Annotated in this window: 12 protein-coding genes; 5 read left to right on the top strand and 7 right to left on the bottom strand. The window is 70.9% G+C overall.

Annotated features, from left to right (window positions below; all coding sequences use genetic code 11):
* Positions 1-135 precede the first annotated feature (135 nt).
* Entirely contained in the window at positions 136-2,085 is a 1,950-nt protein-coding gene (locus ACGFY9_RS26230) for a Xaa-Pro dipeptidyl-peptidase (RefSeq protein WP_393757983.1), read from the bottom strand.
* Between the two features lie 233 nt (positions 2,086-2,318).
* Between ACGFY9_RS26230 and ACGFY9_RS26225 the strand changes: the two genes are divergently transcribed.
* Positions 2,319-3,812: a M1 family metallopeptidase gene (locus ACGFY9_RS26225; protein ID WP_393757981.1), complete on the top strand. Its 1,494-nt coding sequence runs from the start codon at positions 2,319-2,321 to the stop codon at positions 3,810-3,812.
* Between the two features lie 94 nt (positions 3,813-3,906).
* Here ACGFY9_RS26225 and ACGFY9_RS26220 read toward each other — a convergent pair whose 3' ends face one another.
* Together ACGFY9_RS26220 and ACGFY9_RS26215 are read right to left on the bottom strand one after the other, a co-directional pair.
* Positions 3,907-4,818, bottom strand: a complete 912-nt coding sequence (locus ACGFY9_RS26220; protein ID WP_393757979.1) for a PfkB family carbohydrate kinase — start codon at positions 4,816-4,818, stop codon at positions 3,907-3,909.
* A 113-nt stretch (positions 4,819-4,931) separates the two neighbouring features.
* Positions 4,932-5,411, bottom strand: a complete 480-nt coding sequence (locus ACGFY9_RS26215; RefSeq protein WP_393757977.1) for a macro domain-containing protein — start codon at positions 5,409-5,411, stop codon at positions 4,932-4,934.
* A gap of 80 nt (positions 5,412-5,491) precedes the next feature.
* Here ACGFY9_RS26215 and ACGFY9_RS26210 point away from each other — a divergent pair, with 80 nt between their 5' ends.
* Positions 5,492-6,214: a MerR family transcriptional regulator gene (locus ACGFY9_RS26210; RefSeq protein WP_393757975.1), complete on the top strand. Its 723-nt coding sequence runs from the start codon at positions 5,492-5,494 to the stop codon at positions 6,212-6,214.
* Here ACGFY9_RS26210 and ACGFY9_RS26205 read toward each other — a convergent pair.
* Positions 6,200-6,925, bottom strand: a complete 726-nt coding sequence (locus ACGFY9_RS26205) for an SDR family NAD(P)-dependent oxidoreductase (protein WP_393757973.1) — start codon at positions 6,923-6,925, stop codon at positions 6,200-6,202. The genes ACGFY9_RS26210 and ACGFY9_RS26205 overlap by 15 nt on opposite strands.
* Before the next feature lie 139 nt (positions 6,926-7,064).
* Here ACGFY9_RS26205 and ACGFY9_RS26200 point away from each other — a divergent pair, with 139 nt between their 5' ends.
* The 3 genes from ACGFY9_RS26200 to ACGFY9_RS26190 all read left to right on the top strand — a co-directional run bounded on the left by ACGFY9_RS26200 (position 7,065) and on the right by ACGFY9_RS26190 (position 10,747).
* The gene (locus ACGFY9_RS26200) at positions 7,065-8,114 is read left to right on the top strand and encodes an ABC transporter permease (RefSeq protein WP_393757971.1); all 1,050 of its coding nucleotides are present in this window, start codon (positions 7,065-7,067) and stop codon (positions 8,112-8,114) included.
* 67 nt (positions 8,115-8,181) lie between these two features.
* Complete coding sequence (locus tag ACGFY9_RS26195; protein ID WP_393757969.1) at positions 8,182-9,243, top strand: sugar ABC transporter substrate-binding protein; 1,062 nt, start codon at positions 8,182-8,184, stop codon at positions 9,241-9,243.
* A gap of 1 nt (position 9,244) precedes the next feature.
* Complete coding sequence (locus tag ACGFY9_RS26190) at positions 9,245-10,747, top strand: sugar ABC transporter ATP-binding protein (protein WP_393757967.1); 1,503 nt, start codon at positions 9,245-9,247, stop codon at positions 10,745-10,747.
* Positions 10,748-10,763: 16 nt separating this feature from the next.
* Here ACGFY9_RS26190 and ACGFY9_RS26185 read toward each other — a convergent pair whose 3' ends face one another.
* The 3 genes from ACGFY9_RS26185 to ACGFY9_RS26175 form a co-directional block, all read right to left on the bottom strand.
* Positions 10,764-11,504: an IclR family transcriptional regulator gene (locus tag ACGFY9_RS26185; protein WP_366492073.1), complete on the bottom strand. Its 741-nt coding sequence runs from the start codon at positions 11,502-11,504 to the stop codon at positions 10,764-10,766.
* 97 nt (positions 11,505-11,601) lie between these two features.
* Entirely contained in the window at positions 11,602-13,233 is a 1,632-nt protein-coding gene (locus ACGFY9_RS26180; protein ID WP_393757964.1) for a thiamine pyrophosphate-binding protein, read from the bottom strand.
* Between the two features lie 98 nt (positions 13,234-13,331).
* Complete coding sequence (locus tag ACGFY9_RS26175) at positions 13,332-15,509, bottom strand: 3-hydroxyacyl-CoA dehydrogenase NAD-binding domain-containing protein (RefSeq protein WP_393757962.1); 2,178 nt, start codon at positions 15,507-15,509, stop codon at positions 13,332-13,334.
* Positions 15,510-15,543 lie beyond the last annotated feature (34 nt).

Genomic DNA, 15,543 nt, shown 5'->3' with positions numbered 1-15,543 from the left:
GGGGGGGGGGGGGGGGGGGCGCGCCCCGGGCGGGGGGTCCCCTGGCCCGGGGGGCCCCCCCCGCCCGCCCCCCCCGCGGCGGGGGGGGGGGGCGGCGCCCCCCCCCCCCCCCCCCCCCCCACACCGAGTCGGTGATCAGTTGCCGGGGACCCGCTGGGCGCTGCGCGGTGCCCGTACGCCGTCGAGGCTCTCGGCGTCGGATGCCACGGACTTGCTGCCCGCCGTGGCCTTCGCGAACGCCGACGCGCCGCCGACGAGCGGGAGTTGGGCCGCGGTGCGGGACAGATTCACGGTGAGGGTCGGGGTCGTGGACGGCGGATCGATGAGGTCCTTGTCCGTGCCCGCGACGATCAGGGCGAGGCGGTGTCCGGCCGGGACGACGTGGTCGGTCGCCGCCAGGCCGAGAGTGATGGTGTACGCCTTGCCCGGGGTGAGCGGTACGCCCTTCGTGGCGGAGGCGTAGTTGCCGAGGTCGGCCCAGCCGCGGCTGAGGACGTTGTAGTCAACCGCCTTCGTCTTGGCCTGGGTTGCGAGGAAGCACGCACTGTCGCCCGCCGTGCTCGCACCCCAGCAGGTGCGGTTCGTGAGCGTGGTGATGCCCTCGGCCGAGTCGGCGTAGTCCCGGATCGTGTCGGGGCCGACATCCACAAGTACGGCCGACAGATGGGCCGTTGAGGTCGTGGGGGTCGCTGTGATCGTCACCTTGGAGGAGCCCGACAGACGCAGGTCCTTCTTGAGGGGTCCGGTGACGAAACCGGCCTTGTCCGCGGTCGGCTTGTCGATCGCGGCCGCCCAATCGGTCTCGCTCTCCTGGGGGTTGTCGGTGAACGTCTCGGTGCCCGCGCCGGTCCCGAGGCCGAGCGTGCCCACGCCCGCCTGGGTGCCCTGCGCCGGGTGGAGGGTGGTCGTCGCGGTGCCGCTCGGCGGCCAGGTCGCCGACGTGACCCACTGATCCGGGTGGCGTTCGACGTCGGCCATCGGCCGGCGGTCGATTCCGTTGTCGTAGCCGAGGAGTTCGTGGTCGAACCAGCGGTGCAGGGTGTCGACCCAGGCGCCGCGCCGGTAGTCGAAGGGGTCGACGTGGCCGGTCTGGGAGAGCCAGATCTTGCGCTCGACGCCGTTCTTGGCGAGGGCGTCCCACCACTGGCCGAAGTTCTTGGTGCGGACGTTGAGGTCCTGCATGCCGTGCACGAGGAAGACGCTGGCCCTGACCTTGCTCGCGTCCTTCACGTAGTCGCGCTCGGTCCAGAACGGCGTCCAGTCCCCGGTACGCGGGGCCCCGTCGACGATCTTCTGCTGGACGGCCGCGCACTTGGCCTGCGCGTCGGGGCTCTCGACCACGTTGGACAGCCAGTCGGGGCCGGAGTCGTAGAGCGGGGCGCCCTGGGCGAAGTAGTAGTCGTACCAGGAGGAGATGGCGCTGATCGGGACGATCGTCTTCAGGCCCTTCACGCCGGTGGCGGCGACGCCGTTGGCGATGGTGCCGTCCCAGCTCTTGCCGATCATCCCGGTGTCGCCGTTGGTCCAACTCGCTTGCGAGCGAACGGTTCCGGTGCGTGTCGTGTACGCCTTGGCGCGTCCGTTGAGCCAGTCGACGACGGCCTTCGCGGACTGGATGTCGGAGCGGCCGCCGACGTCGACGCAGCCGTCGGAGCGGTTGGTGCCGGCGAGGTCGACGCCGACGAAGGCGTAGCCGCGGGGCACGAAGTAGTTGTCGTAGAAGAGCGGCATCTGGACAACGTTGCCGCCGGCGTCGTACGTCTTCAGCTGGCTCTCGTTGCCGCGGCCGCAGCAGGAGTAGTAGGGGCTGGCGTCCATGATGACGGGGACTTTGCGGCCCTGGCGGGCGGGTTCGCTGGGCCGGACGATGTCAACGGCGACCCGGTCGGTCTTTCCGTCACCGTCGCCGTCGAGTCCGGTGTCCACCCAGACGGCCTCGCGGACGGCGTTGGCGTAGGAGTAGACGGGTTGGCTTTCCTGCGGAGCGCTCTGGGCCACTGCCGGGGTGAGGAAGGTGGCCAGGAGGGCGGCGGTCGCCGCCGTCGCGAGCGATCTCCAGATCGTGAAGCGCGTGCGTTTCGGCATGCGCGGACGGTACATCGGTCAACTCCCGTGCTGGAAGAGGCACTCGGGGCCGTTCGGGGTCATGACGGCCGAATGGCGATCGTGTGACAGGAGGGGCCGTGGACAGGCGCGGGGCCACAGGGGGTGAATAGGCTCCGTACAGACTTCGTGGACCGACCCCTACGGCTCTTCGACCTTCGTGGACCCCCACGGCTCTCCGAACTTCTCGTGGAGCCCTACGACTTGGAGTTCTCGTGCACCGCAGAATCATCGCGCCGGGCGCACTCGCGGCGGCCTCCCTCATGCTGGCGATCCCGGCGTCGGCGGCAAGCTACTCCCCCGGCGCTCCGGGCATCGGCGACCCCTACTACCCGTTCTACGGCAACGGTGGATACGACGTCTCGCACTACGACCTCAGGCTTCAATACCAGCCCGCGACGGACGAGTTGGCGGGCACGGCGACGATCCTCGCCAAGACCACGCAGGACCTGTCCCGCTTCAACCTGGACTTCCTCCTCGACGTCAGCGAGATCCGGGTCAACGGCGCCAAGGCGACGTTCGCGACCTCCGGCCAGCACGAGCTGGAGATCACCCCGAAGACCCCGTTGCCCAAGGGCACCCCGATCACGGTCGTCGTCCGCTACAGCGGGGTGCCGTCCACGAAGAGCGCGTACGGCTTCACCACCTGGCACCGCACCCCGGACGGCGCGGTCGCGGCGGACGAGCCCGAGTCGGCGTGGTGGTGGTTCCCGAGCAACGACCACCCCAGCGACAAGGCGACCTACGACGTGTCGGTCGCGGTGCCGAACGGCACCCAGGCCATCTCCAACGGCACGCTCCAGTCGACGAGTTCACAGCTCGGCTGGACCCGCTACAACTGGCGCCAGAACAAGCCGCAGGCCACCTATCTCGCCACGATCGCCCTCGGCAAGTTCGACATCACCACCAGCACCTCGGACGGCGGTGTCCCCGTCGTCAACGCCTACAGCAAGGACCTCGGCGACAACGACGGGGCCGCGCGGGCGAGCGTCGAGCGCACCGGGGAGATCGTCGACTGGCTGAGCGGCTACTTCGGTCCGTATCCCTTCAGTTCGGCCGGCGGGTATGTGCCCAACACGACCACCGGGTACGCGCTGGAGACCCAGACGCGCGTCTACTACAGCCAGAAGCAGTTCGCGAACGGCGCCAACACCTCTGTCGTGGTGCATGAGTTGGCCCACCAGTGGTACGGCGACGACGTGTCCCTGAAGGGCTGGAAGGACATCTGGATCAACGAGGGCTTCGCGCGGTACGCGCAGTGGCTCTGGTCCGAGCACGAGGGCGAGGGGACGGCGCAGCAACTCGCCGACTACGTGTATGCCTCGCATCCGGCGGACGACGCGTTCTGGACGATCGCGCCGGGTGACCCCGGTCCGGAGAACCAGTTCGAGCTTCCGGTCTACGACCGGGGGGCGCTGGCCATTCAGGCGTTGCGCAATGAGGTCGGTGACGATGCGTTCTTCGCCATTCTGAAGGGGTGGCCGAAGGAGCACGCTTACGGGAACGCGTCTGTCGCGGACTTCCGGGCCTACGCCGAGCAGGTGTCGGGGAAGTCGTTGGGCTCGCTGTTCGACACGTGGCTGTTCCAGCCTACGAAGCCTGCGGCTCCGGCGGCTCGGAGTGCGGCCATCGTGGGGGCGGGGGCGGGTGTGGCTCCGGTGCAGCCGAAGTCGTGGAAGAAGATTGCGGCTACGAACGACGTGCACTAAGCGTCTGCCAGCTTCGGTGGAGTGGGGACTGCGGGTCCGTTGTGGCTGGTCGCGCCCACGCGGCGGAGCCGCATATCGACACAGCCCCGCGCCCCTAAAGGGGCGCTGCCCCGGACCGTGTCAGGAGGTCGCTGCGGGTTATCGCCTCCGTCTCCGTCGAAGGCACCGTGCAGGCATGCGCCCCCGCGATCGTGCCGTAGAGGGCGGCGCGTTGTGGGGTCTCTCGGTTGAGCCAGCCATAGAGGAAGGCTGCGGCGAAGGCGTCGCCCGCGCCGTTCGAGTCGATCAGCGGGGACGGCGGGGTGACCGGCGGGATGTGGGTCACCTCGTCGTCGGCCAGCAGATACGCGCCCTCCGCTCCGGCCGTGGCGACGACCAGCTCGGCCCGGCCCTGCTCGGCGATGGCGCGCATGGTGCGTGCGGGGTCGCCGGTCAGGGCTGTGGTGGACAGGAAGACGATGTCCGCCGCGTGGGCGAACTCCTCCTGGTACGGGTTCTCGCCGTCCCAGTTGTGCAGGTCCGTCGAGATCGTCGTGCCGGACTCGCGCAACAGTGGGAGGGCATGGGCGCAGGGCTGGGTGATGGAGACGTGGGCGTGCCGGCTCCTCGTGGCGAGGGCGCGGACCGTGGGTTCCGGGAGGCGGTCGTCGGGGTGGGCGCGGGTCGCGTCGTAGAGGGAGAGGCGCCGGCCGTCGGGGCCGACGAGGTTGACCGCGCGCTTGGTGCCGGCGGGCTGCGGGACTTCGGTGAGCGGGATGGCGTGGTCGCGGTGCAGCGCGCGGACCAGGTCGCCCTCGGGGTCGGCGCCGAGCATGTCGAGGTGGTGGGTGCGCAGGCCCAGCGCGCTGAGGCCGAGGGCGACGAAGTCGCCCGTCTGGCCTGCGCGGGTGCGGATGCCGGGGGCGATCATGTAGCTGTCGGCGTACGGGAGCGGTAGTTCGGGCACGTGGACGATGGTGTCCACTCCGGCGCCGCCGAGAACGAGGACGTCGATGTCACGGCTCATGGCTCTCCCTGTCGGATGCGAGCAGTGAGTCAAGCAGGCGGCGGGAGTCGCCGCAAGAAATTGCGCAAGGTACTGCAACCGCCTTCGGCCCGGGGCCGGTCGGGCCTGGCGGCTCAGTCCCCGTGGTCGTACACCGTCACCGCGATCCCCCGCCGCACCAGCCGCTCGGTGATCAGGGGTTCGACCCGGGACCACTTGCCGCCCGCGAGGCCGCACCCTATGCGGGGCATGTGGACGGAGGCGTCGAGTTCGGTGACCCGGTCCGCGAGGTGTGACAGGGCGGTGTCGATCGCCTCGTAGCGCACGGGGACGCCCTTGCTGCCCGTGCGTATGCCGCGTTGGCCGATCATGTTGGCGACCCACACATGGCGCTCGACCTGAACGAGCCGGACGGCACCCAGGCCGAAGTCGTTGGCCGCGCGGTCCCGGTGCCAGGACCGGTACGCCTTCTCCGGCTCAGGCCAGCGGCGCGACAGCGCCAGGACGAAGCCCTTTCCCCAGCCCCCGATGTCGTTGCAGACATGCGCGATCACCTTGACGCCCTTGGCCGACGGAACGGTCGCGTCTCCCCGGACATAGTTGATCTCCCCCATGACACCTACCGTAGGCGCCACCACTGACAACGGGCCCTGTGCGGTTTCACAGCGTTGGTGAGACAGCGATACTGCTGCGTATGACGACCGACACCGAGGAGCCGACGCTCACGATCGACGAACTGGCCGCGCGGGCCGGCACCACGGTCCGCACGGTCCGGTTCTACAGCACCAAGGGGCTGCTCCCGCCGCCGGTGATCGGGGCGCGGCGGGTCGGGCACTACGGGCAGGAACATCTGTCGCGGCTCGCGTTGATCGAGGAGTTGCAGCACCAGGGCATGACGCTGGCCGCGATCGAGCGCTACCTGGGCCAGCTGCCTCCGGACCTCAGCGCGCACGACCTCGCGATCCACCGCGCGGTGGTGGCGTCGTGGGCGCCGGACACGATGGAGACCCTGGACCGCGCGGAGTTGGAGCGGCGGGCGGGCCGGGCGCTGAGCGAGGAGGACGTGGAGCGGCTCGTCGCGATGGGCGTGGTCGGGCCCGACGGGCCCTCCTGCCGCGTCGACTCCGGTCTGCTGCGGCTCGGCGTGCAACTCCTCGACGTACCGGTGTCGCAGGAGGCGATCCTCGCGTCCCGGAACGTACTGATCGAGCACTCCCGCGCGGCGGCCCACGAGTTGTCACAGGTGTTCCGCGGGGAGGTCTCCCAACGCGCCGCGCAGGACGTGAAGTCGCTGTCCGCGCACATGCAACCCCTGGTCGTGCAGGCCCTTCTGACGACCTTTCAGCGGTCGCTGCGGGAGGAGCTCCGTGAGTGGCTCAAGGGGCCGGAGGAGTCGCGGGAGTCAGAGGAAGGCTGAGCCGCCCGACACGTTCAGCGTCTGCCCGGTCAGGAACCCGCTGCCCTCGTCGACGACGTACAGCAGCGTCGAGACCAGGTCCGACGGCTCCTGCGTGCGCGGGACGGCCTGACCGTCGCGGACGTGCTCGAAGCCGCCGTCCGCACCGACCGTCCGCTCGGCCGTCGCGGTGCGCACCATGCTCGGCGCGATGGCGTTGACGGTGATGCCGTACGGCCCGAGCGCCGCGGCGAGCGACCTGGTGAAGCCGATCAGGCCCATCTTCGAGGCGACGTACGGCACCATCGTGGGCGGTGCGGTGAGGACGGCGGCCGAGACGATGTTGACGACACGGCCCCAGCCGGCGGCCTTCAGATACGGCAAGGCCGCGCGGGTCAGCAGGAACGGGGCCTCCAGGTTGACGCACATGATCCGGCGCCATTCCCCGGGTGTGATCTCCTCGAAGGGGCACGACGGGTAGACACCGGCGTTGTTGACGAGGATGTGCAGGGTGCCGAACTCCTCGACGACGCGTTCCAACGCCCCCTGGATCTGGCCCTCGTCGGTGACGTCGCCGATCAACTCCACGTAGTCCGGGACCTTTTCGGCGGTCTCCGGCTGTGCGACAAGGTCGAGTCCGGCGACCCGGCAGCCGTGCCCGGCGAGCGCGACGGCGAACTCCCGCCCGAGGCCCTGTGCCGCTCCGGTCACCAGGGCGGTCCGTGTCTCCATGGGGCGAGTGTGATGGCCCGTCAGGCGGACGGCAAGAGCGCATTCCACTCGCTGAAACGCCCTTGTTGCCGCCCGCGTCGGGTGAGCCCACGCTGCGGGGCGACACCAGCACCAGCCGTGAATACGGGAGCCGTGCCCGATGACCGAGACCGAGCGTGCCGTGGACGACGCCGAGCGCGCCCGCGAACAGGACGGCGGGCAGGGCCGGTTGGCGATCGTCCGGCGTCGACTCGGGCCGCGTCCGCGCCGGTTGGTCCGGGACGAGTTCGGTGTGCTGCTCGTGCTGGGGCTGCTGATCGCCGGGATCGGCATCCCGTACCCGGACTTCCTGGACACGGACAACCTCCTGTCCACGGCCCACAACTCCGTCTACATCTCGCTGATGGCGTGCGGCATGGTCTTCGCGCTGTCGATGCGCGAGGTCGATCTGTCCGTGGGCGGGACCTACGCGATGTGCCTGGTCGTCGGGGCGTTGCTGATCCGGGACAGCACTCCGCCCTGGCTCGCGGTGCCGGTGATGCTGGTCACCGGGATCGCGCTGGGGGTGTTCAACGCGCTGGTGACGACACTGCTGGCGCTGCCGTCGTTCATCGTGACGCTGGGCACGCTGATGCTGTTCCGGGGTGTCGGGCTGGCCCTCGCCGACGGCAAGCAGATCACCGATCTCCCCCTGGACGACTCGTTCTTCACCTTCGCGGGCGGCGATCCGGGCGGGGTGCCGTTCGCGCTGTGGGTGCTGCTCGCCGTGATCGTCGTGCTGGCGGTCGTGCTGTCCCGGACGCGCTTCGGGGCCCGGGTGCGGGCGATCGGGTCCAACCCCGACGCCGCCGCGTTCAGCGGCATCCCGGTCGTCCGCACCCGCGTCCAGGCGCTGGCCCTCTCCGGGCTCACCACCGCGTGCGCCGCCGTCCTCGCGCTCGCCTTCTACGGCGCCGGGGACCCGACGCTGGGACAGGGCTACGAGTTGCAGGCGATCGCCGCGTGCATCATCGGCGGCACTCCGCTCGCCGGGGGTCGCGGCTCGGTGGTCGGGGCGGTGGCCGGGGCGATGATCCTGTCGGTCGTCGCCTCCGGCCTGGTGTTCTTCGAAGTGCCCATCAACTGGACGTCGTTCGCGACCGGCGGGGTGATCCTCGTCGCCGTCGCGGCCGACAGCGCGCTGCGCCGCACCGGACGCCGTCGCAGGTGAAGTCTCCCCGTCGTCCACGTCGCCCGGTGGTCAAGTCCCCCTGTGGTCCAGCCTTTTGGAGGCCGTGATGCACTCCCGTTCACGTACCTGGTCCGCGGCGCTCGGCGCCCTGGTCCTGCTGGCCACCGCAGGCTGCGGCAGCGGTTCCGGCGGCAGCGACGGCAGGCTGAAGATGGGTATTTCGGTCGCCAACATCTCGCTGAACTTCGCCCACGAGATGGTGCTGGGCGCGGAGAGTGCCGCGAGCCACGCGGGGAAGGTCGACTTCAAGGCCGTAGGACCGCCCAACACGGACGGGCCCGCCGAGGTGCAGCTGTTCCAGAACCTCACGGCCGTCGCCAAGGACGGCATCGTCCTGGAGAACCTCGACCCGCCGATCTTCACCCGGCCCGCCGCACGCGCCGTCGACCAGGACATCCCGGTCGTGGCCCTGGACACCTCCCCCACCGACGGCAGCAAGGTCAACTTCTATGTGGGCAACGACAATTACGCGCTCGGCGAGCTGATGGCCAAGGAGGCGCTGAAGCGGCTCGGCGACAACCCGAAGGGTCAGATCGTGATCGGCGTGCCCAACCCGGGGACGCCGGTGCTCGACAACCGGGCCAAGGGCATCTCCGACACGTTCAAGAAGGAGGCGCCCGGCGTCAAGGTCCTCGGTCCGTTCCAGACGTACAGCGATCCCGGCCAGAACTACAGCGCCTGGTCCGCGCAGGTGAACGCGCACCCGGAGGCGCTCGCCTTCCTCGGTGTCGGTGACGCCGACAGCTACAACCTCGCCAAGATCAAGAAGGCGGAAAGCGGCAAGTGGCTGACGGCCGGCTTCGACGTCGACCCGAAGACCCTGGACGCGGTGAAGGACGGCTCCAACTTCGTCACCATCGACCCGCAGCACTTCCTGAAGGGCTATCTGTCCACGGCGGTCCTGATCGAGGCCGTGCGCGACAAGAAGGGGAAACTGCCGGACGGTTGGTTCCTGTCGCCCGGCGGAGTCGTCGACTCCTCGAACATCGACGAGATCATCGCCCGGCAGAAGTCGGCGCAGGCGGCGTACGACTGGTACAAGCCGACGATCGACAAGCTGCTCGGCGACGAGACGGCCAATCTGAAGCCGCTGAAGGACGCGCGCTGAGATGGCTCACGACGACATCCTCGTGGCGGAGGAACTGGTCAAGTCCTATGGCGGGGTACTGGCGTTGGACGGGGCGTCGATCCGGCTGCGCGGCGGTGAGGTGCACGCGCTGGTCGGTGAGAACGGCGCCGGGAAATCGACGCTGGTGCGCATCCTGTCGGGGATGCTTGCGGCGGACGGCGGGATGGTGCGGTCGGCCGAGGACGCCCGGATCGCCGTCGTCTCCCAGGAGTTGAGCCTCTTCCCGGATCTCACCGTGCGCGAGAACCTCTTCCCGCAGCATCCGCCCCGGCGCCTGGGCCTGTTGGACCGGAGCGCCATGGACCGGGCGGCCCGACCGGTCCTCGCGGAACTGGGCCTGGACGTGGACCCTCGCACGGAGCTGGGCGAACTGCCCCTCGCGGACCAGCAGTTGACGGAGATCGCGCGGGCTCTGCTACGACGCCCCAAGCTGCTGATCCTCGACGAGCCCACGTCGGCGCTGCCGGCCGCCGCCGTCGACCGTCTCGACCATGTCCTGCGCGCGCTGACCGGCCGGGGCATCGCCGTCCTGTACGTCTCCCACTTCCTGGACGAGGTGATGCGCTTCGCGCGGCGCGTGACGGTCCTGCGGGACGGGCGGGTCGTCCTGGCGGGTGTGGAGCGGGCCGAGGTCGATGTGCCGGAGCTGGTGTCGGCGATGCTGGGCGGCCGGCCGGAGCAACCGCCGCGACGGGTACGGTCTTTGGTCGACCGCCCGCCACCTGTGGTGCTCTCCCAGGTGACCGTGCCCGGGCGGCTGGCCGACGTGACCTTCACCGTGCGGGCCGGTGAGGTGGTCGGGGTCGCGGGGCTGCAAGGGGCGGGCCATCTGGACGCGCTGGCGGTGGTGTGCGGGCGTACGGCGATCTCCGCGGGCCGGGTGGACGTCGGCGGCCGGGGGCTGCCGCGCTCGCTGCGGGGCGCGGTGCGGGCGGGCGTCGCCTTCGTGCCGAGCGACCGCAAACGGTACGGGCTGATGGTGGACCGCACGGTGTGGGAGAACACCACGGCGGTCAGCTGGCTGGCCCTCGGCCGGGGCGGGATCGCTCCCTCCCGCTCCGAACTCGTGCGCCGCGCGGCCGAGTCGACCGAGCGGCTGCGGCTGCGCGGCGGGCCGTACGACCTGGTCGCCCGCCTGTCCGGCGGCAACCAGCAGAAGGTCGTCTTCGCCAAGTGGCTCGCGACCGAGCCGAAGATCGTCGTCCTGGACGATCCGACCCGGGGTGTCGACGTCGGCGTACGCGCCGAGATGCACCGCATCGTGGGCGAGTTGGCGGCGGGCGGCGCGGCCGTCCTGATCGCGTCGACCGACCTCGCGGAGCTGACGGAGGTGTGCGACCGGGTGCTGGTGTTCGTGCGCGGGCGGGTCGCCGAGGAGGTGCGCGGGGAGCGGTTGACCGAGCACGGGCTGGCGGCGGCGATGCAGCGGACGAACGGGGCGGAAGCTTCCGGAGCCGGGGCCAACTCGCCCACTGACCGCTGAACTTCGGCCCCGCCCGTCAGTCGGAGAGCATCCGCGTGATCGCCCGTGCCGCCGCGCACAGGCGTGCCCCGATGCGGTCCACGTCCAGGCGACGGGTACCGCCGGTGACGGAGATCGCGGCGATCGGGCCGAGGCCGCGGTCATGGGCGTAGACGGGGGCCGCGACCGCCGAGATGCCGATCTCGGCCTCCTCCAGGTTCACGCCGTAGCCGCGGGCCCGGGTGAGGGCGAGGTCGCGGGCGAGCTGGCCGGGGAGGACCAGGGTGCGCGGGGTGAGGCGGGCCAGGGTGCGGCGGGGCGGGCGCGGGTCCTGCGCGAGGAAGACCTTGCCGGTGGCGGTGCAGTGGGCGGGCAGCCGGCCGCCGGTGCGGGAGACGATCGGGGTGGCGCGGCGGCCGGTGATCTTCTCCAGGAAGAGGGTGTCGGTGCCGTCCGGGACGGCCAGGTGCACGTTCTCGTGGGTCGCCTCGTGCAGATCGCCCAGATAGGGCAGCGCCACCGTGCGCAACTCCCGTACGGACGGCGCCGATTGGCCGAGGACGAAGAGGGCGAGCCCGATGCGGTAGCTGCCTTCGGGAGTGCGCTCGACCAGGCCGAGCCGGACCAGTTCGCCGATCAGCCGGTGCGCCGTCGGCTTGGGCAGCCCGGTGCGCAGGGCCAGTTCGGCGAGGGAGAGCGCGGTCTCGGCGTCGCCGCAGGCACGCAGCAGCAACACCCCGCGTGCGAGTACCGACTTCGGCAGCGGCCCGTCCGTCATGGACCGATGGTGGTCGCTGTCACGCACGGGTGACAAGGTGTCGGTGACGGTGAGTCAGGAAACGCAATCGAAGCGGTACCTCGTCGAGGTCACGGCGTCACGACGGGCGAAGCGGTACGTCCACGAGCAGCGGCCGCGTCAACTCGTCGGCCCCGGCCACCAGTTCACGCAGGTGGTCGGCGCTGTCCGCGCGTACCGCGTCGACCCCGAAGAACCGCGCCGCCTGCGTGAAGTCCAGGGTCCCCAGTTCGGTTCCGGGGCACCTGCCCTTGCCGCCCATCGTCTGGTACGTGTCCTGGAGGGTGCGGTAGCTGCCGTTGCCCATCACCACGAACAGCACGGGGACTTGCTGCCGTGCGGCGCTCCACAGCCCCTGGAGTCCGAACAGCGCGCAGCCGTCCCCGAGGACCGAGACGACGGGCCGCCCGGGTGCGGCGAGCGAGCGGCCGACGGCGGCGCCGATGCCCCAGCCCAGGCCGCCGCCGACGGCGTGGGTGTAGCTGCCGGGACGGTCGAGTCGTAGCAGCCGGCGGAGCAACAGGCCCACGGTGATGGCCTCTTCGACGACCACGGCGTCCGGCGGCAGGCCGCGTGCGACGGCGTGGGCGGCGGCCCACGGGGCGAGCGGTGCCGTCGAGTAGGCGGCGTGGGCTGCGGACTCGACGCGGTCCCGTTCGGCGGTGTGCCGTTCACCGGCGCGCAGGATGCGGGCCTTGGCGGTGTGGTCGGGCACCTGCTCGCGCAGCAGCTCGGCGAGCCGGTGCAGCGAGGGCGCGAGCCCGCCGACGAGCCCGGCGTCGGCGGGGAAGTTCCGGCCGATCTCGTCGGCGTCCGAGTCGAGCTGGACGACGGTGATGCCGGGCGGCAGGGCGGGCCCGGGGCTGTAGTGGTGGGGTGTGAAGGCGTGGGCTCCGACGATGAGGACGGTGTCGTACGACGAGAGCGTGTCCCGGATCGCGTCGTGGCGGGGCGGCAGCATCCCGGCGTAAAGGGGGTGTGTGGCAGGGAAGTTGAGGCAGTCGGCCATCGGCTGGTGGTGGACCGTCGCCCCGCAGGCCTCCGCCGTGCGGACGAGGGCGGCCACCGCGTCATCGCGGCCCACTCCGTCCCCGGCGACGATCGCGGGGCGCGCGGCACGGCCGAGCAGTACGGCGGCCCGGTCGAGCCCCGCGGCGGGCCCTTGGCGTGGCGGTGCGGTGCGGGCGGGGACCTCGACCTCGGTGTCCTCGGCGAGCAGGTCCATGGGGAGGGACAGGAACACCGGCCCGGCGGGCGGCAGTTGGGCCTGGGCGAAGGCGCGGCGCAGGGCGAGGGGCAGGTCGCGGACGTGCTGGAGGTCGTACGTGGCCTTCACCGCGGGCCTCGCGAGGCCGAGCAGATCGCCGGAGAGCATGGGGTCCTGCTGGAGGTGGCGGCGGTCCTGCTGGCCGGCCGTGACGACGAGCGGGGTGCGTGAACGGCGGGCGTTGAGAAGGCCGATGAGGCCGTTGGCGAGTCCGGCGGCGATGTGCAGGCTGACGAACGCGGGGCGGCCGGTGCCGCGCGCGTAGCCGTCGGCCATCGAGACCACGGCGCCCTCGTGGACGCCGAGGACGTACTCGGGGGCGTCCTCGGCCTCCGACAGGGCGGCCAGGAACGGGAGTTCGGTGGTGCCGGGGTTGCCGAAGATCCGGTCCACGCCCTCGCCGCGCAGGATGTCGAGGAGGGCGAGGGCGGGACGGTATCCCATGGGAGCTCCTCGGGGGACGGGACCGGTGACCGGTTCGCCGGTCAGCGTCGGGGTCCCGTCCCCACGAGGGCAAGGGCAGCGTGTCGCTCAGCGATACGTCAGCGCGCGTCGCTGAACCGCTCCCCCTTCTCCGCCTTCTCCACGAGCAGCGCGGGCGGCGTGAACCGCTCCCCGTAGCGCTCGGCGAGTGCACGCGCGCGTGCCACGAACCCGGGCAGGCCGCCCTCGTAGCCGTTGATGTACTGCAGGACACCACCGGTCCAGCCGGGGAAGCCGATGCCGAAGACGGACCCGATGTTGGCGTCCGCGACGGACGTCAGCACGCCCTCCTCCAGGAGCTTGACGGTGTCGAGCGCCTCGGAGAACAGCATGCGTTCCTGCATGTCACGGAAGGGGATTTCGGCGCCCTCGCCGGTGAAGTGCTCGCGCAAGCCCGGCCACAGCCCGGCGCGCTTGCCGTTCTCGTCGTAGTCGTAGAAGCCCGCGCCGCCGCTGCGGCCGGTGCGGCCGAACTCGTCGACCATGCGATCGATGACGGCCTCGGCGGGGTGGCTGGGCCAGGTGCCGCCGGCCTCTTCCACGGCCCGCTTGGACTCGTTGCGAATCTTGCGCGGGAGCGTGAGCGTCAACTCGTCCATCAGGGAGAGGACCTTGGCCGGGTAGCCGGCCTGCGCGGCGGCCTGCTCGATGGACGCGGGCTCGATGCCCTCGCCGACCATCGCGACGCCCTCGTTGATGAACTGGCCGATCACCCGTGAGGTGAAGAAGCCGCGCGAGTCGTTGACGACGATCGGGGTCTTCTTGATCTGCCGGACCAGGTCGAAGGCGCGCGCGAGGGCCTCGTCGCCGGTGCGCTCGCCCTTGATGATCTCGACGAGGGGCATCTTGTCGACCGGCGAGAAGAAGTGCAGCCCGATGAAGTCGGCCTGGCGCTCGACGCCTTCGGCGAGGGCGGTGATGGGGAGGGTGGAGGTGTTGGAGCAGAGCAGCGCGTCGGGCTCGACGATGTGCTGGATCTCCTGGAACACCTTGTGCTTGAGCGAGGTGTCCTCGAAGACGGCCTCGATCACCGCGTCGCAGCCCGCGAGGCCCTGCGGGTCGGCGGTGGGCGTGATGCGGGCGAGCAGCGCATCCGCCTTCTCCTGGGTCGTACGGCCGCGGGAGACCGCCTTGGCGCAGAGCTTCTCGGAGTACGCCTTGCCCTTGGCCGCCGCCTCCGCCGTCACGTCCTTCAGGACGACGTCGATGCCGGCGCGGGCGCACGAGTAGGCGATGCCGGCGCCCATCATCCCGGCGCCGAGGACGGCGACCTTGCGGACCGGGCGGGAGGGGATGCCCTGGGGGCGGTTGGCGCCGGAGTTGACGGCCTGGAGGTCGAAGAAGAACGCCTGGATCATGTTCTTCGAGGTCTGGCCGACGGCCAGCTCGACGAAGTAGCGGGTCTCGATGACCTGGGCGGTCTCGAAGTCGACCTGGGCGCCCTCGACGGCGGCGGCGAGGATGTTGCGCGGGGCCGGGTAGGGCGCGCCGTTGGTCTGCTTGCGCAGGGTCGCCGGGAAGGCGGGCAGGTTGGCCGCGAACTTGGGGTTCGCCGGGGTGCCGCCCGGGATGCGGTAGCCGGGCTTGTCCCAGGGCTGCTGCGACTGCGGGTTGGCGTCGATGAAGGCGCGGGCCTTGGCGGTCAACTCGTCCGGGGTGGTGGCCACTTCGTGGACGAGGCCGTTCTCCTGGGCGCGCCGCGGGCTGTACTGGGTGCCCTGGAGGAGCACCTTCAGCAGGGCGTCGGCGATGCCGAGCAGCCGTACCGTACGGACGACTCCGCCGCCTCCGGGGAGCAGGCCGAGGGTGACCTCCGGGCAGCCGATCTTCGAGCCGGGCGCGTCGAGGGCGACCCGGTGGTGGCAGGCGAGGGCGATCTCGTAACCGCCGCCCAGGGCCGCGCCGTTGATCGCGGCGACGACCGGCTTCCCGAGGGTCTCGATGCGGCGCAGGTTCCGCTTGATGGCGAGGCCGCCGTCGAAGAACTCCTGGGCGGTGTCCGGGGTGACACGCATGAGGTCGCGCAGGTCGCCGCCCGCGAAGAAGGTCTTCTTCGCGGAGGTGACGATGATGCCGCGGATGGAGTCCCGCTCGGCCTCCAGGCGGTCGGCGATCACGGTGAGGGAGTCGCGGAAGGCCGCGTTCATGGTGTTCGCGGACTGGTCCGGGTCGTCGAGGACGAGGGTGACGATCCCGGTGTCGTCCTGTTCCCAGCGGATGGTGGTGCTCTCGGTCATGAGGGGTTCTCCGTAGAAGTCTCTGCTGCCGCTG

The organism is Streptomyces sp. NPDC048504 (assembly GCF_043200035.1).
Taxonomy (GTDB): domain Bacteria; phylum Actinomycetota; class Actinomycetes; order Streptomycetales; family Streptomycetaceae; genus Streptomyces.
The sequence above is the reverse complement of the archived record's forward strand: the minus strand, read 5'-3'. Positions and strand labels throughout refer to the sequence as shown.